Annotated in this window: 29 protein-coding genes; 12 read left to right on the top strand and 17 right to left on the bottom strand. The window is 70.4% G+C overall.

Features of this window, described 5'->3' with window-relative positions; genetic code table 11:
* Window positions 1-38 precede the first annotated feature (38 nt).
* The 4 genes from B0E53_RS00710 to B0E53_RS00695 all read left to right on the top strand — a co-directional run bounded on the left by B0E53_RS00710 (window position 39) and on the right by B0E53_RS00695 (window position 4,206).
* Window positions 39-821, top strand: a complete 783-nt coding sequence (locus tag B0E53_RS00710) for a methyltransferase (RefSeq protein ID WP_107074132.1) — start codon at window positions 39-41, stop codon at window positions 819-821.
* Window positions 818-2,200: a hypothetical protein gene (locus B0E53_RS00705; RefSeq protein ID WP_146167530.1), complete on the top strand. Its 1,383-nt coding sequence runs from the start codon at window positions 818-820 to the stop codon at window positions 2,198-2,200. The genes B0E53_RS00710 and B0E53_RS00705 overlap by 4 nt, the downstream gene beginning before the upstream one ends.
* Window positions 2,201-2,379: 179 nt before the next feature.
* A complete protein-coding gene (locus B0E53_RS00700) occupies window positions 2,380-3,282 on the top strand; it encodes a helix-turn-helix domain-containing GNAT family N-acetyltransferase (protein WP_107074130.1) in 903 nt (300 codons plus the stop codon).
* Between the two features lie 129 nt (window positions 3,283-3,411).
* Window positions 3,412-4,206: a serine protease gene (locus B0E53_RS00695; RefSeq protein ID WP_107074129.1), complete on the top strand. Its 795-nt coding sequence runs from the start codon at window positions 3,412-3,414 to the stop codon at window positions 4,204-4,206.
* Between the two features lie 76 nt (window positions 4,207-4,282).
* Here the strand turns inward: B0E53_RS00695 and B0E53_RS00690 are convergent, their stop codons facing one another.
* From B0E53_RS00690 to B0E53_RS00665, 6 genes are all read right to left on the bottom strand, one after another.
* Window positions 4,283-4,765: an SRPBCC domain-containing protein gene (locus B0E53_RS00690; protein ID WP_107074128.1), complete on the bottom strand. Its 483-nt coding sequence runs from the start codon at window positions 4,763-4,765 to the stop codon at window positions 4,283-4,285.
* On the bottom strand, window positions 4,762-5,100 hold the full coding sequence (locus B0E53_RS00685) for a metalloregulator ArsR/SmtB family transcription factor (RefSeq protein ID WP_107074127.1): 339 nt from the start codon (window positions 5,098-5,100) through the stop codon (window positions 4,762-4,764). Before B0E53_RS00685 ends, B0E53_RS00690 begins: the two co-directional genes overlap by 4 nt.
* Before the next feature lie 148 nt (window positions 5,101-5,248).
* On the bottom strand, window positions 5,249-6,304 hold the full coding sequence (locus B0E53_RS00680) for a CapA family protein (protein WP_107074126.1): 1,056 nt from the start codon (window positions 6,302-6,304) through the stop codon (window positions 5,249-5,251).
* 108 nt (window positions 6,305-6,412) lie between these two features.
* On the bottom strand, window positions 6,413-7,285 hold the full coding sequence (locus B0E53_RS00675) for a class I SAM-dependent methyltransferase (RefSeq protein WP_107074125.1): 873 nt from the start codon (window positions 7,283-7,285) through the stop codon (window positions 6,413-6,415).
* Between the two features lie 187 nt (window positions 7,286-7,472).
* Window positions 7,473-7,913 (bottom strand): MmcQ/YjbR family DNA-binding protein, encoded by a 441-nt coding sequence (locus B0E53_RS00670; RefSeq protein WP_107074124.1) that lies wholly within the window; start codon window positions 7,911-7,913, stop codon window positions 7,473-7,475.
* 120 nt (window positions 7,914-8,033) lie between these two features.
* The gene (locus B0E53_RS00665) at window positions 8,034-8,414 is read right to left on the bottom strand and encodes a VOC family protein (protein WP_107074189.1); all 381 of its coding nucleotides are present in this window, start codon (window positions 8,412-8,414) and stop codon (window positions 8,034-8,036) included.
* A 140-nt stretch (window positions 8,415-8,554) separates the two neighbouring features.
* Between B0E53_RS00665 and B0E53_RS00660 the strand changes: the two genes are divergently transcribed.
* Entirely contained in the window at window positions 8,555-9,652 is a 1,098-nt protein-coding gene (locus B0E53_RS00660) for a CapA family protein (RefSeq protein WP_168215157.1), read from the top strand.
* 69 nt (window positions 9,653-9,721) lie between these two features.
* Here B0E53_RS00660 and B0E53_RS00655 read toward each other — a convergent pair whose 3' ends face one another.
* Complete coding sequence (locus B0E53_RS00655; RefSeq protein WP_107074122.1) at window positions 9,722-10,435, bottom strand: hypothetical protein; 714 nt, start codon at window positions 10,433-10,435, stop codon at window positions 9,722-9,724.
* 73 nt (window positions 10,436-10,508) lie between these two features.
* On the opposite strand from B0E53_RS00655, the gene B0E53_RS00650 reads away from it, so the two are divergent.
* The 4 genes from B0E53_RS00650 to B0E53_RS00635 all read left to right on the top strand — a co-directional run bounded on the left by B0E53_RS00650 (window position 10,509) and on the right by B0E53_RS00635 (window position 12,861).
* The gene (locus tag B0E53_RS00650) at window positions 10,509-11,339 is read left to right on the top strand and encodes a PIG-L family deacetylase (protein WP_107074121.1); all 831 of its coding nucleotides are present in this window, start codon (window positions 10,509-10,511) and stop codon (window positions 11,337-11,339) included.
* 186 nt (window positions 11,340-11,525) lie between these two features.
* The gene (locus B0E53_RS00645) at window positions 11,526-11,969 is read left to right on the top strand and encodes a phage holin family protein (protein ID WP_107074120.1); all 444 of its coding nucleotides are present in this window, start codon (window positions 11,526-11,528) and stop codon (window positions 11,967-11,969) included.
* A gap of 24 nt (window positions 11,970-11,993) precedes the next feature.
* On the top strand, window positions 11,994-12,428 hold the full coding sequence (locus B0E53_RS00640) for a ChaB family protein (RefSeq protein WP_246835139.1): 435 nt from the start codon (window positions 11,994-11,996) through the stop codon (window positions 12,426-12,428).
* Between the two features lie 97 nt (window positions 12,429-12,525).
* Entirely contained in the window at window positions 12,526-12,861 is a 336-nt protein-coding gene (locus B0E53_RS00635) for a GNAT family N-acetyltransferase (protein ID WP_246835138.1), read from the top strand.
* Window positions 12,862-12,963: 102 nt separating this feature from the next.
* Here the strand turns inward: B0E53_RS00635 and B0E53_RS00630 are convergent, their stop codons facing one another.
* The 3 genes from B0E53_RS00630 to B0E53_RS00620 all read right to left on the bottom strand — a co-directional run bounded on the left by B0E53_RS00630 (window position 12,964) and on the right by B0E53_RS00620 (window position 17,181).
* Window positions 12,964-13,644, bottom strand: coding sequence for a CHAP domain-containing protein (locus B0E53_RS00630; RefSeq protein WP_107074118.1), 681 nt, complete (start codon window positions 13,642-13,644; stop codon window positions 12,964-12,966).
* A 94-nt stretch (window positions 13,645-13,738) separates the two neighbouring features.
* Window positions 13,739-16,525, bottom strand: coding sequence for a tetratricopeptide repeat protein (locus tag B0E53_RS00625; RefSeq protein WP_246835137.1), 2,787 nt, complete (start codon window positions 16,523-16,525; stop codon window positions 13,739-13,741).
* Window positions 16,526-16,773: 248 nt separating this feature from the next.
* A complete protein-coding gene (locus B0E53_RS00620; protein ID WP_107074116.1) occupies window positions 16,774-17,181 on the bottom strand; it encodes a hypothetical protein in 408 nt (135 codons plus the stop codon).
* 229 nt (window positions 17,182-17,410) lie between these two features.
* On the opposite strand from B0E53_RS00620, the gene B0E53_RS00615 reads away from it, so the two are divergent.
* Window positions 17,411-17,854, top strand: coding sequence for an OsmC family protein (locus tag B0E53_RS00615; protein WP_107074115.1), 444 nt, complete (start codon window positions 17,411-17,413; stop codon window positions 17,852-17,854).
* 423 nt (window positions 17,855-18,277) lie between these two features.
* On the opposite strand, the gene rph is transcribed toward B0E53_RS00615, so the two are convergent.
* Complete coding sequence (rph, locus tag B0E53_RS00610; RefSeq protein ID WP_107074114.1) at window positions 18,278-20,875, bottom strand: rifamycin-inactivating phosphotransferase; 2,598 nt, start codon at window positions 20,873-20,875, stop codon at window positions 18,278-18,280.
* A gap of 420 nt (window positions 20,876-21,295) precedes the next feature.
* On the opposite strand from rph, the gene B0E53_RS39975 reads away from it, so the two are divergent.
* Window positions 21,296-21,427 (top strand): hypothetical protein, encoded by a 132-nt coding sequence (locus B0E53_RS39975; protein WP_281492817.1) that lies wholly within the window; start codon window positions 21,296-21,298, stop codon window positions 21,425-21,427.
* A gap of 6 nt (window positions 21,428-21,433) precedes the next feature.
* On the opposite strand, the gene B0E53_RS00605 is transcribed toward B0E53_RS39975, so the two are convergent.
* The 5 genes from B0E53_RS00605 to B0E53_RS00585 form a co-directional block, all read right to left on the bottom strand.
* Window positions 21,434-22,384, bottom strand: coding sequence for an alpha/beta hydrolase (locus tag B0E53_RS00605; protein ID WP_107074113.1), 951 nt, complete (start codon window positions 22,382-22,384; stop codon window positions 21,434-21,436).
* 100 nt (window positions 22,385-22,484) lie between these two features.
* The gene (locus B0E53_RS00600) at window positions 22,485-22,709 is read right to left on the bottom strand and encodes a hypothetical protein (RefSeq protein WP_107074112.1); all 225 of its coding nucleotides are present in this window, start codon (window positions 22,707-22,709) and stop codon (window positions 22,485-22,487) included.
* A gap of 8 nt (window positions 22,710-22,717) precedes the next feature.
* Window positions 22,718-23,362: a DNA alkylation repair protein gene (locus B0E53_RS00595; protein ID WP_107074187.1), complete on the bottom strand. Its 645-nt coding sequence runs from the start codon at window positions 23,360-23,362 to the stop codon at window positions 22,718-22,720.
* Between the two features lie 143 nt (window positions 23,363-23,505).
* A complete protein-coding gene (locus B0E53_RS00590) occupies window positions 23,506-24,786 on the bottom strand; it encodes a D-alanyl-D-alanine carboxypeptidase (protein WP_107074111.1) in 1,281 nt (426 codons plus the stop codon).
* Window positions 24,787-24,943: 157 nt separating this feature from the next.
* Window positions 24,944-25,246: a helix-turn-helix transcriptional regulator gene (locus B0E53_RS00585; protein ID WP_107074110.1), complete on the bottom strand. Its 303-nt coding sequence runs from the start codon at window positions 25,244-25,246 to the stop codon at window positions 24,944-24,946.
* Between the two features lie 65 nt (window positions 25,247-25,311).
* Here B0E53_RS00585 and map point away from each other — a divergent pair, with 65 nt between their 5' ends.
* Window positions 25,312-26,076 (top strand): type I methionyl aminopeptidase, encoded by a 765-nt coding sequence (gene map, locus B0E53_RS00580; RefSeq protein ID WP_107074109.1) that lies wholly within the window; start codon window positions 25,312-25,314, stop codon window positions 26,074-26,076.
* Here map and B0E53_RS00575 read toward each other — a convergent pair.
* Window positions 26,073-26,783: a DNA alkylation repair protein gene (locus B0E53_RS00575; RefSeq protein WP_107074108.1), complete on the bottom strand. Its 711-nt coding sequence runs from the start codon at window positions 26,781-26,783 to the stop codon at window positions 26,073-26,075. The two genes, map and B0E53_RS00575, sit on opposite strands and share 4 nt — an antisense overlap.
* Between the last annotated feature and the right edge of the window lie 2 nt (window positions 26,784-26,785).

Here is a 26,785-nt window from a genome sequence, read left to right as displayed (position 1 = left end):
GTTCCTGCGACGCCCACGCCGAATGCCACAATCCGCGTATGCCGTCGGACGCTTGGGCCGCGTTGGCGAACCCGTTCGTGGAAGGTGCGTTCGCCTCGGTCAAGGGGCAGGTGCGGACGTACGTCCTCCACGCGCAGCTGCTGCGGCACCTGCCCGAGCCGCCGGCGAGCGTCCTCGACGTCGGCGGGGGAGCGGCCCACCAGTCGTTGCCGCTGGCCCGACTCGGCTACGACGTGACCGTCCTGGACCCGTCGCCGGCCATGCTCGCCAAGGCCGAGCAGCGGCTCAAGGAGGAGCCGGACGACGTCCGGCGGCGGGTCCGGCTGGTCGAGGCGCCCGGCGAACAGGCCGAGGCGGCGACCGGTGGGCAGCGGTTCTCGGCGGTGCTCTGCCACGGCGTGCTGATGTACCTGGAGCGACCCGAGCCGCTGGTCTCCGCGCTGTGCCGCTGCACCGCACCCGGAGGCGTCCTCTCGGTCATGGCGCTCAACGCCCGCACACTGGCCGTCCGCCCGGCCCTCGACCACCGCTGGGCCGACGCCCTGGCCGCCTTCGACGCCACCGGCGAGGTCGGGGTGCTCGGCGTCGACACCCGTGGCGACACCGTCGAGGGCCTGTCCCTCCTGCTGCGGCAGGGTGGCGTGGACCCCGAGGACTGGTACGGGGTCTGGTTGTTCTCGGACTGGCTGGACCTGCCGTCCGACGGCACGGACGTGGCGGCCGTGGCCGCCGTCGAGCTCGAAGCGAGCGTACGGGACCCCTACCGGCAGCTCAGCCGGGTGTTCCACCTGATCGGACGGGCCCGGGCAGTAGGTCTGTGACTCTTCACCGCGCGATCCACCTATCGACGGCGGTCGACCATTATGTGATCTTGGTCATTGATGACCTTTGTGTGCCAGGTCTACTTTCGACCGTCATGATGATCAACCGACGCGCCCTGCTGAAGGGCCTCGCCGCCGCGCCCGTCGCCATCGCTGCCGGGGCGGCAACCGGTCAGCAACCCGCCACGGCGGCGGCGACCGCTGCTCGGGCGCCCATCGGTCCGCAGCCTGTCTCGGCCGACCTCTCCTACCTGACGGCGAGTCACTTCAAGCTGAAGTACCGGACCACCACGCAGGCGGGCACCGTCGCGCCCTACACGCAGGTGATCAACGACATCCAGACCGTCGGCGCGTTACCGTCGGCCACCGTCGACGACGTGCTCAACTCGGCCAATCGCACCGGCAGCAAGATCCTGCTGTCGGAGATGAGCGGGTTCGCGCAGGGATGGACGTGGGACAAGAACACCACCGACGGAACGGGCCTGTGGTACCCGCAGGGCCTCACGACCAGCGCCGACTACGCCGACGGCGGCCTCTACAACGGCCGCAAGGTCATCCTTGTGTCGTGGTACGACCATCTCGACGAGACCACCGGTAAGGGCGCACGGATCAGCTTCGTCGACATGACGAACCCGGACGCGCCGAAGTACCGGCACGTTCTCCTGGTCGAGCCCTACCTCGACCCGTCGACCGGCGGGGCCGGCACGCCGAACTTCAAGGCCATCCACTTCCACGCCGGCGGCATCATGTGGTACGGAAAGCTGCTGTACGTGGTGGACACCAAGAAGGGGATCCGGGTCTTCGACACCACGAAGATCCTCAAGGTCACCGCCAACGGTGACGACACCACCATCGGCCGGCAGTCCAACGGCACCTATACCGCGCACAACTACGCGTACGTGCTGCCGCAGAGCGCCGCCTACGACGCGCAGGCCCCCACCGGCGGCGAGCGGGCCGTCCAGTGGTCGTTCATTTCCCTCGACCGCACCACCACGCCGGACAGCATCGTGGTCGGCGAATACGGTCTGCCGGAGGACCCCGCCGATCACAAGCGGGTGTTCCGGTGGAACATCGACGCGACCACGCGGCTGTTGACGGCGACCAGCAACGTGGCTACTGCCGTGGAAGCCATTCAGATCGACGTGAACGAGATGAACGGTGCCACGAGCGTCAACGGCAAGTACTACATCGCCCGCGCCAACGGCAACAGCAACGGAGATCTCGTCACCTGGGTTCCCGGCAGTCTCGTGAACTACAACGACCTGCTGGCGCACCCCGAGGACCTCGCCTACGACAAGAACACCGGCCGGCTCTGGAACCTGACGGAAGCGCAGCAGGAGCGGTACGTCTTCGCCCGCAACATCAGCCAGCTTCAGTAGCAGGGGTTTCGGCGAGACGCCGGACCACGCGTGCCCACGTGGTGCCCCGCCCCGGATCGATGTCCGGGGCGGGGCCGGTCCCGGTGCCAGCCCTGCCGGTGGGAGTCGATCGCCGACGGCTCACCGTCATTCCGGCTGGCCCTGGCGGCCGACGGCAAAGCCTGACTAAAGTCAGGCATATGAACTCGGAGCTCATCGCCACCGTGCGGCGGTTCAACCGGACGGTCACCCAACGGGTGGGCGCTCTCGACGATCAGTACATGTCCCGCGACCGGCCCCTCGCTCAGGCGCGGCTGCTGTGGGAGATCGGCCCCGACGGCGCCGAGGTCGCGGCGCTGCGGGCCCGGCTCGGGCTGGACTCCGGCTACCTCAGCCGGCTGCTGCGCACCCTGGAGGGCGACGGACTTGTGAGTGTCGGCCCGGCCGACCGGGTGGGCGGCGACGGACGGGTACGGGTCGCGACGCTCACCGCAGCCGGACGGTCGGAGTGGGCGGAGCTGGACGAGCGCTCCGACGAGCTGGCCCGCTCCATCCTCGAACCGCTCAGCGACCGGCGCCGCGAGCGCCTGGTCGCGGCGATGGCGGAGGTGGAGCGGCTGCTCGTCGGCTCGATGGTGGTCGTCGAGCCCTGTCCACCGGCAGACCCCCGAGCCCGTTCCTCCGTGCGGGCGTATGCCCGCGAGATCGCGCAGCGCTTCGACGACGGCTTCGACCCGGCACTCAGCAAACCGGTCCGCGACGAGGAACTCGTCCCACCCGCCGGCGTGTTCCTGCTCGCCACCCTCAACGGCGAGCCGGTCGGCTGCGGGGCGATCAAGCTGCACGCCGGCGCGCCCGCGGAGATCAAGCGGGTCTGGGTGGCGGACGGTGTCCGCGGGCTCGGCGTCGGTCGACGGCTGCTGGACCGGCTGGAGCGGTACGCCGCCGAGCGCGGCTGGACGGCCGTCCGGCTGGACACCAACCGCAACCTGAGCGAGGCGATCGCCATGTACCGCGCCGCCGGCTACCAGGAGATCGAGCCGTACAACGACGAGCCCTACGCGCACCACTGGTTCGAGAAGCGCCTGGCACCCCTGACGTGACGGGTGGTCATATCAGGGCGATACGACCCGAAGAGTATGGCCAGAGAATCCATTGATCTCAATATGCTGTCCGCAATCTCGAATCAGGTGCGCACCCCGAGGCGCACCGGTCCTGATGCGGAGGAACTCATGGTTCGCTGGCGCACCCTCACCGGCCTGTTGGCCACCGCGTTGGCCGCGGTGACCGCGGGCAGCCTCACTCTCGCCGCACCCGCTGTCGCCGACGCGGGTCCGGTGACGCCGAACGTCGTCGGCGGCACCCGCGCCGCGCAGGGCGAGTTTCCGTTCATGGTGCGGCTCTCGATGGGCTGCGGTGGCGCGCTGTACAGCCCGCGCCTGGTGCTCACCGCCGCGCACTGCGTCGGCGGTACGGGCGCCAACACCAGCATCACGGCGACCCTGGGCGTGGTCGACCTCCAGTCGTCCAGCCGGATCACGGTCCGCTCGAACTACGTCTACCGGGCGCCGGGCTACAACGGCAGTGGCAAGGACTGGGCGCTGATCCGGCTGGCCACCCCGGTCACGAGCCTGAGCACTCTGAAGATCGCCAACACCACCGCCTACGACAACGGCACGTTCACGATCGCCGGCTGGGGCGCGGCGACCGAAGGGGGCGGGCAGCAGCGGTACCTGCTCAAGGCGACCGTGCCGTTCGTCAGTGACGCCACCTGCAGCGCCAACTACGGCGGCGACATCATCCCCGCCGAGGAGATCTGCGCCGGGTACGCCGCCGGCGGGGTGGACACCTGCCAGGGTGATTCGGGCGGCCCGATGTTCCGCCGGGACGCCAGCAACGCCTGGATCCAGGTCGGCATCGTCAGCTGGGGCAACGGGTGCGCCCGCCCCAACTACCCCGGTGTCTACACCCAGGTCAGCTACTTCGCCTCGGCCATTGCCTCGGCCGCGGCGAGCCTCGGCGGCTGACCGCACGACCTGGGGGCGGCCCGGCTCACGACCAGCCGGGCCGCCCCGTCCGCGCCTCATCCCGAAGGGGCTCGGATCAGGCGTAGAGCGGGCTGCCGGTCTCCAGCAGCGTCTTCAGGTCGCTGAGCACCTCGGCCCAGCCGCCACCGGCACTCTCGATCTCGCCGTTGACCTGCGCCATGGTCTGCGGCGCGCCGGCCAGCTCGTGGGTCACGGTCAGCGAGGTGACGCCGTTGCCCCGCTCGGCGATCTCGTAGGTCAACCGGGTGGCCGGCTCGTCCAGCCAGGTGGGCCGCCAGGTCTGGACCAGCCGGACCGGCGGGTCCACCTCGATGACCTCGCCCTCCACCGGCACCTCCGGCATGCCGGCCTCCTGGTGCTCGGGGATGGCCAGGGCCCGGTAGGTGCCGCCCGGCCGCAGGTCGTATTCGGCGATGCCCTGGTAGCCGTACTTCCGGGTCCACTCCGGCTTGGTGATCGCGTCCCAGATCGCCTGCGGGGTGGCCTTGATGTAGACCCGGTAGACCTTGGTCGTCCCGGTCGTCGTCGTGGTGGTCATCGCTTCTCCTTCGGGTCGTCGCGTTCGAGTTCCGCCTTGAGGTCCAGCAGTGCCGCGGTGTGGTGCTCGGTGTACTTGTCGATCCACCGGTCGTGGATCAACCGGATCGGCACCGGGTTGAGGAAGTGCAGCTTCTCCCGGCCCTGCCGCCTGGTGACCACGAGACCGGCGTCCTCGAGCAGGCGCAGGTGCTTCATGACACCGAATCGGGTCATCGCCAACTCGGACTCCAGCTCCGTCAAGGTCTGGCCGTCGCGGACGAAGAGCCGGTCGAGCAGGGCGCGTCGGGTCGGATCGGCGAGCGCCTTGAACACCAGATCGTCATCGTCGCTCACGGGACCAGAATAGGTGACCGGATGGTCACATGTCAACGATGACCGGGGCCGGGGCCGGGGGGCGAGCCGGTGACTGTCGCCCGGACGTCTCGACGGCCTCCGGCCCTTGATCAGGCGTGTTCCACGTTGCCGGGCCGTGCGTCCCCGACTAGGGAGCCGGGCTCGCGGCAAGTCCGGTGCAGCCGCGCAGGGCCGCATACTCCTGGCGGATCCGGGCCGCGTCATCCCCGCCGGAAAGTTCGGGTCGACCGGTGCGTCGGGAGATCGTCGCGGGCACCAGCTCCGTCTTCGAGATCGCCGAACCGTCGAGGGTCACCCGCAGCACCCCCGTGTCGTTGCTGTACGCGTCGTCACGCCACCACAGGAAGTTGCCGAGTCCGTACTGGACGAAGGTCTTGCCGAGCCATCCGTCGCCGAGCAGCAGGTGGGCGTGGGTGCCGACCACGATCGTGGCACCCGCCTCGGCCATCTCGCCGGCGAACGTGCGAGCCTCGGCGGGCGGACACGCGTCGCCCTCCGTCCCCCAGTGGGCGTAGACGATGACCACACCGGCCTGGCGCCGGGCGGCGCGCACCGCCGCGACGGCGCGCGGCAGGTCCCGGGTCATCGCGATGCCGGCCCGGGTGTCTGTGGCTCGCCACTCCGACCACAGCTCGGAGACCTGGCTGAAGCCGAGGACGGCGATTCTGGTACCGCGTATCTCGGTGATCCACGGCGTGTACGCCGCCGCCGCGTCGGCGCCCGCCCCGACGGCCGGCATCCGGGCGGCCCTGGCCGCGTCCACGGTGTCGGCCAGCCCCGTCCGTCCGTAGTCCAGCGCGTGGTTGTTGGCGATCGACACGACGTCGATGCCGGCGGCCTTCACCGCGTCATACGCGCTTGGCGGTGCCCGGAAATGGAACTCCTTCGGCTCGGGAGCGCCGCGCATGGTGACCGCCGTTTCCAGGTTGACCATCGCCAGGTCTGCGGCCGACAGGGTCGACGAGATCGACCCGAACGCGGTCGCCGGATCGCGCAGCAGATCAGCCGCACGATCGGCGAAGTGCACGTCGCCCGCGAAGGCCAAGGTGATCTCGGCGGGGTGCGACGGGGACGCCGCAGCGGCGGAGCGGGTGGGCGCACCGGCTGGCGGGGTCCGGGCAGCCTCGCACGCCGAAACAGTCAGGGTCGCCGCCAGCGCGACGAAGGATCGTGCCCATTTCACTCAGGCAGCCTACGGAAACCCCGCCCGACCCTGGGCCTACTTGGCCAGGGCTGCCCTCGGGCTGACCTGCGTGATGTCCGGGCCGAGATGACAAGGCATGCGCCGGGGTCAAGGCCGATCAGCGATCATCACCCGGCCGTGGCGCAGCGACGTGGTGCGGCGGACCGGTAGGGCGAGCGCCCGCGCTGTGTCGAGGAGGTTCTCCTCCCGGGTGACGCGGTAGCCGTGACGGGTGAGCAGGGCGGCCATGGCGGCGGACGTCCAGGTCGAGCGCCACGGCTCGTTCGCCCAGACGCTCGACCGGCCGGTGGACGCCGTCAGCAGCCGGGCCAGGACGCGGCCCAGCCGGGCCGAGATGGCGGGACTCTGGAAGTTGACGACCAGGCGACTGCCCGGCGCGGAACAGCTGGCGATTTCCGCAACCGTGGCGGCCACCTCCGCCCGGGTCAGGTACGGCACGACGCCCTCCCAGATCCAGGTCGTGGCGAGATCGGCGCGGTGCCCGTGGGCCGTCAGTGCCTCGGCGAGCCGGTCGCGCCCGAAGTCCACCGGGACGAACCTGGGCGGGGCGTCGGCCAGGGCCACGGCCCGGTCGCGCTTGTCCTGCTGGGTGGCTGGCTGGTCGACCTCGAAGACCGCCACCCCGGCGAGTTCCGGCATCCGCCAGGCGCGGCCGTCCAGCCCGGCGCCGAGAATCACCAGCTGTGGGGACGGGTGGGCGCGGATCGCGTCGTCGATGGCGATCGTCCGGGGCGCCATCAGTTCGGCGGCGGCGCGTACCGTCTCGTAGTCGATCCGCTGCTGCCAGTTCCGGGGTGGGACACCGTCGCGTACCCACTGGACGGCCTCCCGCTCGTCGGGGCGCAGCAGGGGCAGGGCGGTGGGATCCGCGAAGCGGCCCGGAGGGATCAGGGCATCCGCGGCTGCGCGACCCTGGCACACCAGCACCGCGGTACGGCTCGCCCGCGGGGTTCTCGACATCGCGTCCTTCTCTCGGCGGGGACCTCGGCACTGTGGCCGACGGTAACGCCGGCCACGGTCCGGCACGGCTGACAATTGTCACGGGCGGGACGGCGTCCACGGCGGTCACCTTGTACGCGTCGGACAGCTGAAGACCGCGTCCACGGGGTGAGCATGTCCCGGCGCGCGCCAGAGGTGATCCGACGCGTCAGTGTGGCGCCGGCCGGGCCGGCGGTGGCGCGGCTGGCCGGTCGACCAGCGCGGCCAGCTTCTTCGGGGCCAGGACGCAGTAGCTCTCAGTGAGCAGTTCGCCGACCTCGGCCCAGTCGACGGAGTCGTCGAGCACCATGCCGACGACGTCGGCACCCCAGTCGGGCTTGAAGAACGGATGGCCGCCCGCGAGCAGTCCGGCGATCTCGTCGCCGGGGGAGCGGAAGGTCAGCACGCAGATCGGCTCGTCGCTGTCGGCCGCTCGGGCATAGGCGGCCTGGTGGTCGGGGTCGACGGCGAGCACGTGGGCGAACGTCCGCTTGCGGATCCGCCACCGGGTGCCCACCCATGCCGGCTCCTCGTAGGCTTCCGGCAACCCGAGGCAGACGGGCCGGAGCCGACCGAGGATCTCGGGTGGGACGTCGCCAGGATCGCTCACGCGGGGGACGTTACGCCGCCCCTCCGACAGATCGGCGTGATCGTCGTACCGGACGAGTGGAACCGGCGGGGTCCGGCGCCCGGGGCCGAGCGGGCAAGGGAACAGGAGCAAGGGCTGGGTTCAGTTCACCGGCGCCGCCCAGGTAGGGCGCCTGATCAGGCAGAACGGGTGGCCAGCGGGATCGGCGTACACGTGATCGCCGGGCAACCGCCGCGCGCCCAGCGCGAGCGCTGCCTCCCCCGCGGCATCCTGGTCGTCCACCATCACGTCCAGGTGCATCTGCTGCGGCACTGCCGGCTCCGGCCACGTCGGCGGCGTCAGGTCGGTGGCGCGCTGAAACGCGAGCCCGGACGCCGCCGTGCTGGCCGACACGACGACGAAGTCCTCGTCCGCATAGGTGATCGGTTCGCCGAGGACCGCGCTCCAGAACCGCGCCTCGGCCATCGGATCCGGGCAGTCGACGATCAGATGGTGGAGCCGGCCGACAGGCAAAGCGGGCACCTCCTTCGTGGTCAGGCCCCGTGCCAGCACGGTCGCCGCTTCCGGCACACGGGGAGGGTGTCGGGACCATGTTCGTTCATCGTCGCCCAGGTGGTGCCGCCGGTCCACGAGGCTTCGTCGGAGCGCTTACCCTTGGCCGGGTGATCTGCGGGACGGCGCGTACCTCGTTGGCGGTGCTGACGGCGGTAGCGGTCGGCGTGGGGCTGGCCGGGTGCGCCGCCGGATCGACCGGCCCGGCACCGGTCTGGCGCGGGGCCACGCCGGGTCCGACGTCGTCGGCCACCGGCACTGCGACGCCGGAGTCGAGCGCACCCGTGGAGGTGCGGCTGGCGTTCGCCGGCGACGTTCATTTCACGGGCCGTACCCTGGGCCTGCTCGACGATCCGGAGTCGGCCTTCGGTGCGATCGCGTCGACGTTGCGCGACGCCGATGTCGCGCTGGTGAACCTGGAGACGGCGGTGACCGACCGGGGCGCCCCACAGCCGAAGACGTACCATTTCCGGGCTCCGAAGACCGCTTTCGCGGCGCTGCGCGCGGCCGGGGTCGACGCGGCGTCGATCGCCAACAACCACATCCTCGACTACGGCCGGCAGGGACTTTCCGACACCCTCGATGCCGCGGCGGAAGCCCGGTATCCGGTGTTCGGCGCGGGCCGCGACGCCGCCGCGGCGTTTGCGCCCTGGTTCACCACCGTACGAGGGCTGCGGATCGCGGTGCTCGGCATGTCACAGGTGCACGACCTGGCCGGGTCGTGGCGGGCGACGGACACCCGAGCGGGGGTGGCGATGGCGTTCGATCCGGCCCGGGCCACGGCCGCGGTGCGGTCGGCGCGGGAACGGGCCGACCTGGTCATCGTGTTCATGCACTGGGGCGTGGAGGGCAATTCTTGCCCGAGCGGGGAGATGAAGACGTTCGCCGGACGGCTGTCCGAGGCCGGCGCCGACATCGTGGTCGGCGCGCACGCGCACACGCTGCTGGCCGGCGGCTGGCTGGGCCACACCTACGTGCACTACGGGCTGGGCAACTTCCTCTGGTACGGCACGTCGCACAGCACGGACTCCGGCGTGCTGACCCTGGTCGTACGCCACCGGACGGTGGTGGACAGCCGGTTCGTCCCGGCGACGGTGTCCGGCAGCGGCCAGCCGGTGCCGGCCACCGGGGTTGGCAGGCAGCGCATCCTCGACAAGCTCGCCACCGCACAGCGGTGCACCGGCTTGGCGGCCAAGCGCCCCGGATAGCGTGGCGGACGCCGCCCCGGCCCAGCAGGATCAGGCGAGCGCATGTTGGCGTGGTTCCGCCGCGTGTCTTCAGACCAGGAGAGTCTCCCGCATCTTCGCGCCCGGATTGATGCGGCCGACAACCCGAGGACCCGTCGGGTCGTACACGTCGAGGGTGTTGTTGCGGCGCATCAGCTCGCGGACCGCAGGTGGCAGCCGGGGCGGGTCGTCCACGGCCGCGAGGACCTGCCCGGCGGTCGAGATCAGTCGATCGGCCAGCGCGGCGGCGTCGGTGTCCACGCGCACCCGGCCGTACTCCCAGCCGGCGGTGGTGAGGTCGAGCAGCTCGAACACGTGGGTCAGGAGCGGGTTCGGGTCGGTCACCCGGTCGAGCCGGGACGCCCGGCCGCCGACCACCGCGACGGCGGCGGCCACCTGCGCGTACGGGTGGAAGCCGCTCGGCAGCGCGAACAGTGGCCAGCGCAGCGCCGGGCCGGCCTCCTTCCACAGCGGCCGGTAGTTCCGGCGGTGCACCAGGAGCCGCCGGCCCGTCCGTCGGTGTACGTCGTGGGCCTGGGCCTGCAGGTCGGCGTGGGCCTCGTCGGCGGCATCACCCACGATCCGGGCCGCCACCACCAGGCCGTCGTCGCCGGTCAGCAGCCGGCTGACCGCCTCGACCTGGTCGGGAAACCGGATCTGGGCGCGGGCACCGTACCGGTGCTGGACGTCCCGCAGCAGCGCCTGCTGCCGCGCCGGATCGAGCTGGACCCGCCCGCCACCCAGCAACCGCCGGAGCCAACGCATCTCGCCTCGTTTCAGCAGCCGTCCCGGACCGCGGCAATGCTAGTGCGTCGGGCCTCTCTCGTATGGTGATGGGGTGGCTGAGCGATCTCTGACCTTGATGGCGGTGCACGCGCACCCCGATGACGAGGCGACGAGTACCGGTGGCGTCCTCGCCCGGTACGCGGCGGAGGGCATCACGACGGTGCTCGTGACCTGCACGGACGGGCGGTGCGGCGACGGGCCCGGCGGGGTCAAGCCGGGCGACCCGGGGCACGACCCGGAGGCCGTGGTGGCGATGCGCACGGCCGAGTTGACGGCCAGTTGCGAGGCGTTGAAGGTCACCCACCTGGAGACGCTCGGCTATGCCGACTCCGGGATGATGGGTTGGGCGACCAACGACATGCCCGGAGCGTTCTGGAACACCCCGGTGGCGGAGGCGGCCGACCGGCTGGCCGGGTTGATCCGGCGCTACCGGCCCGACGTCGTGGTCACCTACGACGAAAACGGCTTCTACGGCCACCCGGACCACATCCAGGCGCACCGCATCACCATGGCCGCCGTCGAGCGCACGGGCATCCCCGCGAAGGTGTACTGGACCACCGTGCCACGCAGCGCCTTCCAGGAGTTCGGCCGCGTCATGAAGGAGATCGGCGTCGAGTTCCCCGAGCCGGACGGGCCGTCGGAGGAGATGCCGCAGCTCGGCCTGCCCGACGACGAGATCACCACCTGGGTGGACACGAGCGGCTACGGCGGGCAGAAGTTCGAATCGTTGGCCGCGCACGCCAGCCAGGCCGAGAACATCTTCTTCCTGCAACTGGGTCAGGACCGGTTCACCGAACTGATGGGGGTGGAGACCTTCGTCCGGGTCCGCGACACCACCAACGCGCCGACGCCCGAGGACGACCTGTTCGCTGGTCTGCGCTGACCAGGCACGGATGGCGGTCTCGGCCGGGTCGATTGCACCAGCACCTCTGCGGTCCGCCCCGCGATGATCTCCCCCTGCTCATGCTCGACGCCTGCCTGACGATTGAGGAAACGCGGCCCCTCCGGTGTGTGGCCCGGCCACCCGGGTACCCGCAGGGCCCGTGAACCAGCTCAGGGGGAGGCGCGCATGAGCGACGGGTTCGGACATTCGGGCCGGGACGGGCGCAGCGGCAGCCCGACCGACCGTCTGGCGCAGGACGTCGCGGACGTCGTCCGCGAGGAGGTCCGGGCCGTCCGCGGGCAACTGACCGAGGCGGCTCGCCCGGCCGGGCTCGGGATCGTGCTGCTGGCGGCCGCCGGCGGTTGCCTGGTCCTCGGCGCCGGTGCGGCCTCCACCACGGTCCTGCGCCTGCTGGAGGCGTTCCTGCCTCGCCGGCTGGCCGCCGCGGGCCTCACCGCCGGCTACCTGGCCACCGCCGTGGTTCTCGGTGGGATGGGGCTGGAGCAGCTGCGCGCGGCAGGTGGCAGTTCCGCCCGACTCGCCGACGAGGTGCGGGACGTGGTGTCGGCGACCGCCTCCCGGGTGGTCCCGGCCGGCACCGACGCCGCCCGTGACGAGCTGGGCCGGTAACGAGGACCGGACGGGAGGGATGACATGGCGGACAAGCACGAGCAGGCCGAGCAGATGCGCGAAGACGTGCCGTCGACCATCGCGCGCTCCGACGACAAGGCGGTCCGCACGTACAAGAAGACGCTGGAGTCGGCGGAGGAGAGCTACGGCGACGGGGAACGGGCGCACCGCACGGCGTACGCGTCGTTGAAACACACCCATGAGAAGGTTGGCGACCACTGGGAGCCCAAGGAGCACAAGGGGCCCTCGGACCCGCAGGCGGCCCAGGGCACCCCGGCCTCCCGCGACCGGACCCGCCCGACCGCCCAAGGGGTCGACGCCAACGCAAGCACGGGGCACCTCGAGGACGTGGCCCGCCGGGTGGGCATCGACGATCCGCAGAACCTGACCAAGGATGAGCTGGTCCAGGCCATCGAGAAGGCCAACGCCCGGGCCACCGCCCGCGCCCGGCGGAGGTGAACGCCGAGCCGAGGGCAGCAGAATCCACCCCGTTCTTCCGTCGTCGGCTTTCGACCGCGCGTCGTGCGGATGGGCTCCGACCCGCGCCCCTCCAGCGGTGGACCGCTACGCATCATGGTTGGATGGCCGGGTGGGTTTCACGGTGACAGATGTTCCCGAGCGGGAGCGGTTCGAGGCGCGGGACGAGACGGGCGCCACGGCCGGCGTGGTGACATATCAGCTAACCGGCAACATCATCGCCTACACCCACACCGAGGTCGCCCCGGAATTCGAGGGACGTGGCGTCGGTTCGACCCTGGCCCGCGCGGTGATGGACCACGCGCGGGAGAACCGGCGAACCGTGGTGCCCATCTGCCCCTTCCTGAGCGGCTGGCTGGACAAGCATCCTGAGTACGACGGCATCGTGGCCCGATCGACCCGCAAGGTCAAATAGCGGGCCGCTCCGCCCGGTTCGCTCCCAGCATGACGCCGACCGGCACGACACCGGCCCTGGCCGGTTAGGCGCAGAGCCGGTGTCGTGTCCCGAGCCGGCGGCCTACTTCGGCGCCGGTGAGGCGTAGCCGACGATGGACGAGGCCCAGTTGTTGTACTGCGGGTGAGTCACCCCGTCCGACTGATTGCCGCCCACCACATAGTGGTTGCCATCGGTGCTGGTGTCGTAATACGACGTGACGATGGCGACGTGGTCGTAGGTGCCGTTGCCGTCCCAGTCGTAGACCACCGCGTCACCCTTGCGCGGGACGTAGCCGCTGCCCCGCCCGTGCCAGGTGCCGTTGTTGATGCCGTACGTCCTGAAGCTCCCGGCAGCCGCCGTGAGGCCGGTGTACTTCGCGCCGCCCCAGTAGAAGGCGAACTTCGCGAAGTCGGCGCACCAGGGTCGCTTGCGCCACGCCACCGGCCCCCAGGACTTTGTGCCGTTGCGGTACATGTAGCCGTCGGTGGTCTTGCCGCACTTGGCGTACGTGGCGGCGGTGCCGTCGTAGCGGTCGTTGGCCGGATCGGCCCAGAAACCGCTGTAGAAGTTGCAGTCCTCGGTCGACGTCTCGGACAGCCGCGCCTGGACGTCCGAATTGGTCGAAGTGTACTGCTCCCAGGCGATGTTGCCGACGTCGATGCCGAGCTGGGTGTCGCCTGCGGCGTACGCGGGGCTGGCCACGCCGAAAGCCGACGCCGCGACGGCGACCGCAGCGACCAGCGCCATGCGGATGCGTTTCATTGGTTCTCCGATTTCTGACTGACGGGATGGGTCGTCAGAAGTCTCGGCGCAGGGACTTGGGCGAGTCTTGAACGTGTCTTGAACGGCCCGGTGGTCAACGTGCTGTGGTGCGGTCAAGTTCGCGCAACGTGTCGGCCACCTGATCGGCGTTCGGATGGTTGAGTTCGCGAAGAATGGTCATCGCCTGCCGCAGAAAGTTCCGCGCGACGCCCGGTTCGCCGGCCGCACGATGGCTCGCACCCAGATGCGTCAGGATTTCGGCCTCGTTGTACCGGTCTCGAAAGCCGCGGACCAGCTCCAGGGCCCTCTGGTAGCACGCGTTGGCGTCCGCGTGCCGCCCCAGGTGGTGATACGTGTAACCCAGGCTGTCCCAGGCGCCCGCCTCGCCATGCCGGTCGCCGATCTCCCGGTTGAGCTCAACCGCCCGCTCGCAGTACGCCAGTGCCGCGTGGTGGTCGCCGAGCTGCGCATGCAGCCACCCGGCGTTGTTGACGGCCATGGCCTGCCCGGGCCGGTGCCCGGCCTGCCGATAGAGCTCGAGGGCCAGTTCGTTGTGCTGGAGCGCGTCGGACCAGCGGTCCTGTTGGTTGTAGACCCAACCGAGCCCACGGTGAGTGTGCGCCTGGCTCACCGGGTCGCCCAGTTTCTCGAACAGGGCGAGTGCCTTCCGATGGTGCCGGTGGGCCTCGTCGAGTTCACCGAGCTGCGTGTAGGCCACCCCCAGGCTGCGGTGGGAGCCTGCCTGCCAGCTCCGGTCGTCCAGGCGGTACGCCGCGCGCAGCGCCGCGAGCTGGGTCGTCGTCCAGTCGCGCCAGTGCCCCTGTTCGTCGAGGTAGCTCTCCAGCGTCCAGGCCAGCTGCCAGGCGTACGCGTCGAGGCCTTTCTGGGCCGCTCGTTCGAGGATGCCGAGCAGTACGGCGTGCTCGGTGTTGAACCAGGCCAGCGCTTGGCCCTGGTCGGCGATCGGATCGAGGGTGAGCTGGCGCTCCGCGGGCGGCAGTGTGATCGGCTCGCGTAGCGGGTCGAGCAGGCGCGCAGCCGCGTGTGCGGTGTGCAGGTAGTGGTCGAGCATGCGATGCAGGGCGGCCTGCCCGGCCTCTGGGAGCTCGCGCTCGACCTGCTCCGCCGCGTAGAGGCGGACCAGGTCGTGCAGGCGGTATCGCGTCGACGTCTGCTGGTGGACCAGGTGGGCTTCGTGCAGCTCGTGCAGCAGCCTTCGGGTTTCTTGCGCGGGCAGGCCGTTCAGGCTCGCCGCGGCCCGCAGGCTGACCTCAGGACCGGGGGTGAGACCGAGCAGCCGGAACACCCGGGCCGCCCGGGGCTGCAGCGCTCGCGTAGAGGCAGCGAAGACCGCGCGCAGATCCGCGGTCAACTCGCCGGCAGTCAAGACGTCCAGCCGCGTCGCCTCCTCCGACAGCTCCTCGACGAGCGTCCGGAGCGGGAGGTCCGGGTGCATCGCCGCGCGGGCCGCGACGATGCTCAGGGCCAGTGGCAGACCATGGCACCGGTCCAGCAGCGCCGCGACGCTGTCGGGCTCCTCCGCGACCCGTCGCGCCCCGAGCCGGCGGGACAGCAGGTGGTGGGCTTCGTCGTCGGTCAGCACATTCAGGGTGAATCCCTGCGCGCCCTGCGCGACGAGTCCGCCGAGACGACGGCGGCTCGTCACCAGCACGGTACAGGTCGGGCTGCCGGGGAGCAGCGGGACGACCTGCGCCGAGTCGTGAGCGTTGTCCAGCACGATCAGCATTCGCCGGCCCGCGATCAGGCTGCGGTAGAGGGCCGCCAGCGCGTCCAGGCCGGCCGGGAGCGCCTTGGGTGGTACGGCGAGGGCGTCGAGGAAGCCGCGCAGGGCGACCAGCGGCGGTACCGGCTCGGCCGAGGGATCGAAGCCGCGGAGGTTGACGTAGAGCTGGCCGTCAGGGAAGCGATCCAGATTGTCGTACGCCCAGCGCAGGGCCAGCCATGTCTTGCCGATGCCGCCGATTCCACCGATCACCGCTACGGCGACGGCCTCCGCTCCGCCGGCCTGACCAAACAGGACGCTGGACAGTTTGTCGAGTTCGCGGACGCGGCCGGTGAACAGCGGCGGCGGCGCCGGCAGCTGCCGGGGCATCGGGTAGGGCACTGTCGTCCCGGTGGCCGGCGCGGCGAGTGCCGGCTCGCCATTGAGGATTGCCAGGTGCAACTCTCGCAGTTCGGGCCCAGGGTCGACTCCGGTCGCGTCCGCCAGAAGACGCCGGAGCCGGTCGTAGTGATCGAGCGCCTCGGCCTGGCGGCCGGAGCGGTAGAGGGCGCGCATGAGCTGTCCGGCGAGACGCTCGTCCAACGGGTGGGCTTGGGCCTCCCGCAGCAGATCTGGCAGCAGTGACGCGTGCAGCCCCAGCCGGAGCGCGACCTCCGTCCGGTCCCGCTCGGCGGCGAGCCTTTCCTGCGTGAGAGCCTCCCGCATCTCGTTGAGCCACGGGGTGTCCAGCCGGGCGAAGGGCTCGCCGCGCCACAGGCCGAGGGCCTCGTCGAAGCGGCGCAACGCCGCCTCGTCGTCGTCCACGGCGCCGGCCCCGGCGACCAGCTCGCGGAACCGGTGCAGGTCCACCGCGGCCGGCGCCACGGTGAGCAGGTAGCCGCCCGAGCGGCGGGAAATGCTGACGCCCTCGGCTTCGTCAAGGCAGGACCGCAGCCGAGACAGATAGCTGTACAGCGAGTTCACCGCACGTTGCGGACGACGGTCGGCCCAGACGCGGTAGAGGAGCTGGTCGACGTGGACGACGCGATTCGCCTCTATGAGCAGAACCGCGAGAACGCTGCGCTGCCGGGCGTGACCCAGATCGACGAACGCGCCGTCGATTACCGCCTCCACCTCGCCCAGCAGCCTGAACTCCACCGACACCGTCCCCCGCTGTCGTCCATTCCCGGCTTGACCAGGCGATTCAAGATTTGCTCAAGAAGCCCCTCCAGTGTACGCGTCAACATTCACCTACTCGAATGGCGCCGGCCCAGCGCCTACCTACTGAGACGGACGTCGAAACGGGCCCCGCGACTCCGAGGAATCGCGGGGCCCGCCGGCGCCGGCGTGACGTGCACCGTCAGCTATTCGGGCCGCCGTTGTGGGCAGCGCCGGAACCAGCGGTGTCATCCGTTGGCGGAAACCTCGAAGACCCGGCTGCCACTGACGAACGTGGATCCTTCGTAGTTCGCGATGGTGAACGTGATGTAGCCGGACTCGGCGATGTCGAGGTCGATGTCGACGCAGTTGCCGTAGCCGGGGTAGTAGTGCTTGTTTCCGCTCCACGCACCACCGTTGATCGCATAGTTGACCACCGGGTGGTGGTTGTTGCCGCTGTCACAGACCCAGAGATGCTCGCCGTAGGGCGCGAAGCAGGCGAAGGCGCCGCCGTCGTACGAGTAGCCGCCGTAGCAGGCTGACGGCGGGGTCGACGTGGCCTGCACCGACGGCGCGGCAGCCGAGGCCGGCGCGACGAACGTCAGCACGGCACCGAAGGCGAGGGCGATCACCGTCGCGATTCGCGGAAACTGCATTGGAACCTCCTGTGAGTTGCCCCGGACGTCCGGGTGTCTGCATCAGAGGCTGCCGGTGGAGGTGTGGAAGAACCTTGTGCGGAGGTTGAATCACCTGATGAAGCCACAAGACTTCCGCCTTCATCAACGGCGGCCAGCTGATCGAGACCGCTGACAGTGTCAGCAGGGGGCTGATGGGCCGGCCGGGTCGGTGGCTCGGGGACCAGACGGCCTGGGTAGCTTCCCTGTCATGAGTGAAGACACCTTCCGCTCGGTGGAGATCGAGCGCACCAGTGTGGGGAACTACGTCGTACGGAATGTTCGCGGCGGATCGCTGCCGATGGGCACGGGCGAGGACGGCAGCTTCACCCCGGTCGAACTTCTTTTGGCAGCCATCGGCGGCTGCACCGCGATCGACGTGGACCACATCACCAGCCGCCGCGCCGAGCCGACCCAGTTTGCCGTCGAGGTCACCGGCGACAAGATCCGGGACGAGGCCGGAGGTAACCGGATGCAGAACCTCAAGGTCGAGTTCACCGTGACGTTCCCGGTGGGCGCCGACGGCGACAAGGCGCGCGAGGCGCTGCCACGATCGCTGCAGCAGTCGCACGACCGGCTCTGCACCGTCTCCCGTACCGTCGAACTTGGCACTCCCGTCTCGATCGTGGAGGCCGCCGGTTCCATCGGGGACTGAGCTTTCCGCAGGCTCTGGGCGGCGGCGCGGTCGATCGCAGCGAGGCACGGCCCCGCACGCAGTCCAGCAGTGCCTCCTTCGGCCCCGGCCGCGCGCCCAGCGCCGCTCGACGATCGCCACCTCGGTTCATCAAGGTGGCACAACACCAGTTCTCCCTCGCGCTGCCGATGCTGGCCAGGGCCCGGAGCGCCGTCGTGGGTGTTCGGCATCGGCATGGAGCAGCGGGCCGCGCAGTAGTCGGGTTCCGGCAGCGATCCGGCGCCGCTGCGCCACCGCCGGTGTCCACCAAGGCAACTCCACAAGCATCGCAACGGAGTGGAGCGCCTGACGGCAGGCATGTCTACTGCGCGTACCCGCTGTTCGGTGTCGCCGCTCAGCGTCGCATCGGGCCGGCTACGAACAACCGTCTCGGTCGGTGGTCGGTCAAGGCAGGATCTCGACGTACCCGTCGGTTCCGTGCACGCGAATCCGCTGGCCGTCCTTGATCAGCTTGGTCGCACGTTCCACACCGACGACGGCGGGCAGGCCGTACTCCCGGGCGATCACCGCCCCGTGGGTCATGAGGCCGCCCACCTCCGTCACCAGTCCCTCGACCGCGACGAACAGGGGAGACCAACTCGGGTCGGTGTAGGGGGTGACCAGGATGTCGCCTGGTTCGAGATCGGCCTCGGCCATGTCCAGGATGACGCGCGCCCGGCCCTCGACGATCCCGCCGGAGACCGCGAGGCCGACCAGCGCGCCGGCCGGCACACCGTCGCGTCGGTACGCCCCGGCGATGCCCTCACCTTCCGAGGTGAGCACCCGCGGCGGTGTGAGCGCCTGATACGACCGGAACTCGTCCTTCCGCCGCTGGATGAGCTGATCATCTGCCTGGTGCGTACGGACGACGTCGTGAAGCTCCTGGAACGTCAAGTAGAAGATGTCCTCCTTCTCACGGAGCACGTCGGCGTGCACGAGGCGCTCGGCCTCTTCCAGCAGGGCCCGCTTGTAGACGAAGTAGCGGCTGACAATGGCGTACTTCGGATACTCCCGGTACCCGATGAAGGTGCGGACCCGGTCGATCATCCGCTTGGTCTCTTCGGCCTTGCGCTGCCCGTCCGGCAGGGCCCGCAGCTGCTCCAGGACGTCCTGTTCCTTCTTCGCCGCCGCCTGGCGCCCCTGCTCGAAGCGCCGCCTGCTCGCGCCCGGGTCGAAGTTCCTGATGTTGTCGAGGATGACGGGCACGAGCGTGCTGGGGCGTTCGCTCCAGCGCGGCCTCGTGATGTCGATCTCGCCGACGCAGCGCATGCCGTACCTGTCGAGGTAGGCCCCGATGGCGTCTCGCGCTTCTGGGCCGCCCGGGAGCTTGGCCAGCTCATCCAGGAAGCCCTCGTCCTCGACCTCCTGCAGGAAGGCCACCACCTCCGGATGCGGGCGGATGACGTCGGCGACGTCCAGGAGCGCCAGACCCATCTCCGACGTGACGTTGTGGGGCGCGGACAACGTGAGCGTGTCGGCCGCGTTCTTCTCGCCCAGCCACGCGTGCAGTTGCTCGTTGAGCCACCACGTGGCCTCCATCCCCGCCATGATCACCTGCATGGTCTGCGGATCACGCAGGAGCCGCTTGTGCTCCTCGAAGGCAGCCAGCAGGAAGTCGAACAGCGCGGGCCCGGACTTCGTCCCGATGTCGCGCTGCAAGGTGGCGATGGACGCCTCGCTGCGTTCGATCAGGTCGGTGACGATGGCCGGATCGGTCTCGATCGGGGCGGGCGCGCCGCCGGCGGGCGGCCCCGCGGGAGCCTGATCGGGGAGCGACGGGATGAAGTCGCCGCGGTCGATGACGGTCTCCAGCGCATCCCTGGTCAGCGGATCGGATCGTCCCGCGAGCTCCAGCAGCCTGGCGCGGCTCGCAGGCGATGCCAGTTGCCGGGTGGCGTCGACGAACAGTCTCCCACCGGCGTCCTGCATCGGCGCGAGGGCCGTCAGCTGCCACATGGAGAGCCCCAGAGGTTTCATGGCGTCCGTCATCATCTGCTGATGACCGACGGAGAGGTAGACGTGGTTCTCTCCGTCGCCGGTCTCGGGGACGGGAAACAGCGTGGTGATCGGCCGGCTCTGGACGATCTGGAAGCCGTCGTCGACCAGGCACCATTCGATGTCCTGGGGGTGGCCGAAGTGTGCTTCGATCCGCCGGCCCAGCTGCACCAGCCGCACGACCTGCGCGTCCGTCAGCGCCGGCTGGTCCTGCCGCTCCGGGTCGATCTCCTGTTCCGTCGTCCCGCCCGCCGGCAGGGCGTGGATGGCGAGCCGCTTGGTGGCGATCGCCCTGTCGATGAGCTCATCGTCCCGCACCTTGTAGGCGTCCGCGTTCACCAGCCCGGAGACCAGAGCCTCGCCGAGGCCGAAGCTGGCCTCCACGGAGGCGACCTTCCGGTTGGACGTGACGGGGTCGGCCGTGAACAGGACGCCGGCCGCCTGCGGGAAGACCATCTTCTGCACGACAACGGCCATGTGGACCGCGCGGTGGTCGATGCCGCTCCGCTGACGGTAGGTCACGGCCCGCTCGGTGAAGAGCGAGGCCCAGCAGCGCCTGACGTGCCGGAGGATCGCCGCCGGCCCCATGACGTTCAGGTACGTGTCCTGCTGGCCCGCGAACGAGGCCGTCGGCAGGTCCTCCGCCGTCGCGCTGGATCGGACGGCGTAGGCAGCTTCCTCACCGAGCTGGGCGAGAGCCCGGGTGATCGCCGCCGCCAGCTCCCCGGGGAGGGGGGTCTCTTCGATGGTCCGGCGGATCTCCGCGCTGAGCGTGCGGATCGCCGCCCGATCGTCCGGGTTCAGGCGCGACAGCTGATCGAGCCGGTCGTCGATCGACGGCGCTTCGGCCAGGATCCGGCGGAAGGCGTCCGTCGTCACGCAGAAGCCAGCCGGCACGCGAAGGCCGTCGATCCGCGACAACGCCCCCAGGTGCGCGCCCTTGCCGCCGGCGATCGCGACCCGCGTCTCGTCGACCTCGTGCAGACCCAACACGTACTGCTCGCTCATCGCGCTACCTCCGTGTCGGCCGTCCTCCGCTGAACTCCACTGACCGGATGGGTCACCGGCGTCTCGCATTCGAGCGAACCTCTTGGGGTCGTACTCATCTCGCCTTGCCTTTCCCGCTTACTGCCGGCCGGCGGCTCCGCCCCGCCGGGCGGCGCGCACACCCGCATCGCTGCGCCGATCGGACGGACTCGCACCCCCGCGGCCACCAGTCTTTCGAGGCCACCGCGCCCCACATAGGTTGACAACAACACCCGCACGTCGTGCCCCATTTCTCCGCCCGTTCCCGGGTCCGGCCGACGATTCTGCGGCACGACCCGGGTCTTGCGGCAAGGCCCCCGGTGCGATATACGTTAAAGTGGGACGGCTTACCTGTTGTTCTTCCCCGCTGCGGACAGAAACCGTTTCTCGCAAATCGGTGGAGTGGCAAATTCGGCGGTGCGCGCCGGGGTCGCTCTTTCCGTACTGGTCAACGGTGGGGCCGCCGCCCACGCGATCGGTGCCCGGTTCGAACGCGGCGCCCTGGTCGAGCGCCCCGAGGCCCGCGCCGCCTGATCGACGTCACCGGAGCCGGACGACGAGATCGGCGACGTCAGCGAAGACTCGGTCTCCGGCAGCCGCGGCGGCGGGCGAGACGGTGTCGAGGGTGAGGAATCCGTGCACCATGCCGGCCTCGCAGCGGTGCCGGACCGGAACGTCCGCGGCCGCCAGCCGGGCCGCATAGGCGTTGCCCTCATCCCGAAGCGGATCGTGTTCCGCAGAGACGACAACGGCGGGCGGCAGCCCGCTGAGGTCCGCGGCGAACAGCGGACTGACGTCGGCGGCGGCGCGCCGGGAGGGGTCCGGGACCCATTGCTCGGCCCCCCATGCGACGTCGTCGGTGGTCAGGCCCCAACCCGTGGCCTTCGTCCGCGCGCTGGGACAGGAGAGTGTCAGATCGGTGTTGGGATACACCAGGATCTGAGCGGCCGGCAGTGGGCCGCCCTCGTCCCGCAGGCGCAGGCAGGCGAGCGCGGCGAGGTTCCCGCCGGAGCTGTCGCCCATGACGACCGGCGGGCCCCCGATGCCGGCGCTCGAACCCCCGCTTGTCGCCGCCCACCGGATGACGTCCACGCAGTCATCGACCGCGGCCGGCCACGGGTGCTCCGGAGCCCGTCGGAAGTCGACGCTCAGCACGGCCGTACCGGTCCTGAGCGCCAGGCGGCGACACGCCCGGTCGTGCGACTCAAGATCGCCGATTGTCCACATCCCGCCGTGGAGGAACACCACCAGGGGCTGAGCCGACGGCGACGGCCGGTAGAGGCGCGCTCCCACGGCGGCCGAACCGACCGCCAGATTCTCGACCCGGGCTATCTCGGGCCCCGGGGGGCGGGCTTCGACACGGAGCCGTTGCGCGCGTCGCAGAGCCGCCGCTCCCACCGCACGGGCAGGAGGCCCGGGATCCTGCCGGACGGCCTCGACGAAGGCGGCCAGTTCGGCATCGGCGAGCGGGGAGCTGATCGGTTCGGCCATGCCGGGCAGGATCCCATGATCCCGTACGGTCCCGTCCGGAGATGACCCTCCGACCCACGACAAATGACAGCTTCTCCGCGCGGGCTCCAGCGCCTGACTGTCAGTCGTAGAGCTCGGGCCGCCACAGAGTCTCTTCTCGTCGATCCATCTCTGGCGGAGCCTGAAGCAACGGATGGTCCCGTAGCCGGCGAGATCGTTTCCTGGTCAGGTGGTGCCGTAGTCGCCGGATGCCCTCCGGGAGGCGGATGCAGATCCAGAGCAGGGCCAGCGACGCCGCAAGGTTGAGCAGCGCGATGCACAGGAGGCTGGCAACGAGACTCACCATGGGCAGTCCTAGCTGTCCTGCTGTCGGCGCACCATCTCGGTGATCCAGACGGGCGCGAACGGAGAGGTGCAGCCCGGGGAGGTCGGATAGTCCTTGAGCACCGCCAGGCGCTCGCCGATGCCGATAGCGCGGGCGCGGTGCTCGGCGTGCTCGATCCCGATCTGCGCCAGGCAGTGGTTCATCGCCCACTGCAGGCGATCCGGGGCGTCCTTCATCTCCGCCTCGATGACGTCGAGCAGCGCTGCGAGGTCGAGGCCCTCGGGCTTCCTCGCCACGCGTTCGGTGGTCAGCGCCCAGCCGGCACTCGCGACCGCCGGATCCGGATCGGCGGACCAGGCCAGGCGCAGCTCCTCGGAGTGCGGGTTCTTCTTCACCACGTTGTTCACGAGCCAGTCGTGCACCTTGGGTGTGCGCGCCTCGCGCAGCATGACGTCCAACTCGTCACGCTCGAACGCCTTCGGGCGGCAGACCAGGATCGCCAGCAGTCGCGCTGCGGTGTCACCCGTCTCCCAGAGCTGGCACGCCAGCTCCTGCTGCGTCTTCAGCCGCTTCGCGAGGGCGCGCAGCTTGCCGAGGTTCACGCCGTGATCGTCACCGTGTCTCTCGTTCACCTCGCGGGTCTTCGGGTCCTCCAGCTCGGCCAGCTCGGCCATCACCTCGGCCAGCGTCGTGTCGGCCACCTCAACCTCCTGCCATCACGTGCGAGACGCAGCGTACGACGGAGAACAGCGCAGGTCGTGCGCGCCCGGGTTCGGCGGCAGGCACCGGGTCGACACCGCAGGCGGCTCCCGCCGGGTCAGCGGTGCCTGCGGATGCGGTCCCAGGTGCTCGGGGATTCGAGCCGTACGCCGGACTGGAGCGGGGTCGTGACGGGCTTGCCGCCGCCGGCGACGGCGGTGACCCGGCCGTGTTCGGTGCCGGCGGGCAGCTCGGCCGGCACGGCCGGGATGTCGGTGTCCAGCTTGACGCGGAGGCCGGGCCAGCCGACCACGGACAGGTCCTTCGCGGCCTGCAGCGTGGTCTCGGCGCCGAGCGGCCCGCGTACGGTGGCGACCGGGTCGCCGGCCCGCACGACCGGGTGGAGCTTGATCGTGGAGGTGGCGCTGCGGATCAGCGAGCCGGTCACCCGGAAGACCCGCTCCAACTGGACCGGGGTGTTCGCGCCGGGCTGCCCGAGGACGGCACCCACGACGGTGATCTTACGGCCGCCGACGGTGACGACGAACGCGAACGACAGGCATCCGCCGGCCTCGTCGGTGGACCCGGTCTTGATCCCCACGACGCCGTTGCGGCCGACCAGCGAGTTGTAGTTCTTGACCTCGCCGGCGACGGGCAGGGTGGCCTTCTTCTGGGCCACGATCTCCGCGAACGCGGGTAACGCCATCGCCTTGCGGGCGAGGATCACCTGGTCGGCGGCGGTGCTGACGGTCGCCGGACTGAGCCCGGACGGGTCGGTGTAGCGGGTGTCCCGCATGCCGAACTCGGCGGCCGTGTCGTTCATCTTGTCGACGAACGCGTCGATGCTGCCGGCGTCCCAGGCGGCAAGGATCCGCGCCATGTTGTTCGCCGACGGCAGCAGCACCGCCTGGAGCGCCTGCCGCTCGGTGAAGACCGCGCCCGCGGTGACGCGGATGAGGGACTCGCCGCGCGCGAGCTCGCTCGGGTACGCGGCTGCCTGCGCCGCGCTGACCGTCAGCTTCGGCCCGTGCTCGCCCCGGTCCAGGGGATGTGCGGTCAGGATGACGTACGCGGTCATCACCTTGGCCACGCTTCCGATGGGCAACGGCTCGCTGCCGCCCGAGGTGCCGATGGATCCGACGCCCTCCACGTAGAGGGCGGCCTGCCCGGACTGCGGCCACGGCACCGTCGGCGCCTTGCCGGGGACGACGGTCGACGCGGGCAGCGTCCGCGTGACGGTCGGCGCGGGCAGCGGGTGGCGCAGCGGTTCGACCGCCACCAGCGCGGCGGCGAGCAGGAGCAGGGCCATCAGGATGCTGATCAGCAGCGGGAGGCGCCGCCGGCGGCGGCGTGGCGGCGGGACCCGCGGGATCACCTGGGTCGTCGCAGAGTCGAGCATCCTGATGTCTCCCCGTGGGGTGCGTCGCGCGGCTCGGCAGGCGCCGGCGTGCTGATCTCGGTATCACCGGTGTGGTCACCTGGTCAAGGCGGTGCCCGGCGTCGCGCGGCCGGTCGTCGCGGTGGCACGTGCCGCCCGGTGGGTGCGGGGTCGGGACCTACGAGGCCAACCGCTCACCTGCGTGGCGACCTGATCCTGCGAGTCCGACCCTGCCGTCTGACGGGTTGATCTCCGCCCAGACGGCATCGAGGGAGAGGCCGAGAACGTCGGCGATCGCGGCGATGGTCGGGAAGGCAGGGGTGGCTACGCGACCGGACTCGATCTTCCGAAGGGTCTCCGGTGAGACACCTGCGTCCAGCGCGGTGTGGAGCATCGATCTCTCCCCCCGGGCACGTCGCAGAAGGGCGCCCAGGCGCTGCCCGCGCTCGACCTCCGCGGGAGTGAGCGGAAACCTGACCATGACGCGATTCTAGTACCGGGATAGTATGGCCGGGATATTTATTGGTCGCACGAGTAAGGCGCCGCATGATCGAGATCCTGGACCCCACCGAACTGCCGCGAGCCAGGGAGGCCGGCGCCCTGGTCGCCCACATCCTGCGGACGCTGCGCAGTCGCTGCGGGGTGGGCACGAACCTTCGGGACATCGACCGGTGGGCACACGACATGATCACCGAGGCCGGAGCGGAGTCCTGCTACGTCGACTACGAGCCGTCCTTCGGACGCGGGCCGTTCGGCCACTACATCTGTACGTCGGTCAACGACGCGGTGCTCCACGGACGGCCGTACGACTACACGCTTGCCGACGGCGACCTGCTGTCGCTCGACCTCGCCGTCTCCAGCGGCGGGGTCGTCGCCGACTCCGCCGTCAGCTTCATCGTGGGCGACTCGAAGCCCGCGGAGAGCGTCGCCCTGATCGACGCGACCGAGCGGGCATTGAGCGCGGGGATCGCCGCGGCCGGACCGGGGGCTCGCATCGGTGACATCTCCCATGCCATCGGCTCGGTCCTCCGCGGGGCGGGATATTCGATCAACACCGAGTTCGGCGGTCACGGCGTCGGATCGACGATGCACCAGGACCCGCACGTCTCCAACACGGGGCGGCCCGGTCGCGGCTACCGGCTGCGCCCCGGGCTGCTGCTGGCACTGGAGCCGTGGGTCATGGCGGACACCGCCGAACTCGTCACCGATGCCGACGGCTGGACGCTCCGGAGCGCGACGGGCTGCCGGACCGCGCACAGCGAGCACACGATCGCCATCACCGACGACGGAGCCGAGGTTCTCACCCGCTAGACCCGGCCGGACAGGTACTCGCCACGTCGCTGCGGGTCGAACTTCTCGATCGCGTACCGCAGCATGACCCGCGGCATCTCCCGGTAACGGGAGGCCAGAAACTCCTCCTCGGCCGCCCGGTCGCGGTTGCCCACCTCGCGCAGCATCCAGCCCACCGCCTTGTGGACGAGGTCGTGCGGGTCGCGCAGGAGCCGATCAGCGAGGCGGAAGGTCCAGTCGAAGTCGCCGGCCCGGATGAAGGCAAACGTCGCCATGACGGCGATGCGCCGGTCCCACACCAGGCTCGACGCGGCCAACCGGTCCAGGACGCTCCGGTCCTTGTCGATCAGCCAGGGCCCGACGATGTACGGGGCAGACGAGTCCACCAGGTCCCAGTTGTCGATGTGGGCGGTGTTGGCCAGGACGACGTCGACGATCTGGCCGCGTTCGGTCTCATCGCCCTTGGTGAACTTCCGCACCAGGATGAGCAGCGCCGTGAGCCGCTCCTCGTGCACGCCGCCGGTCAGCAGCTCCGCCGTGTCGGCCAGGGAGAGGTCGCGCCAGTACCGGGCGGCCACCCGGCGCTGCTCCGGCACGGAAACACCGATGGCTGTGTCACCCTCGCCGTAGCCGCCCGGGACCATCTGCAGGAACCGGCTCGACGCCTCCGCCCGACGCGGGTCGGCGAGGCTGGCGAGTTCCTGGCGGACGCCGGCGCTCGTGGCCATGA

The organism is Micromonospora sp. MH33, from assembly GCF_003013775.1.
Lineage (GTDB): Bacteria > Actinomycetota > Actinomycetes > Mycobacteriales > Micromonosporaceae > Micromonospora > Micromonospora fulviviridis.
The sequence above is the reverse complement of the archived record's forward strand: the minus strand, read 5'-3'. Positions and strand labels throughout refer to the sequence as shown.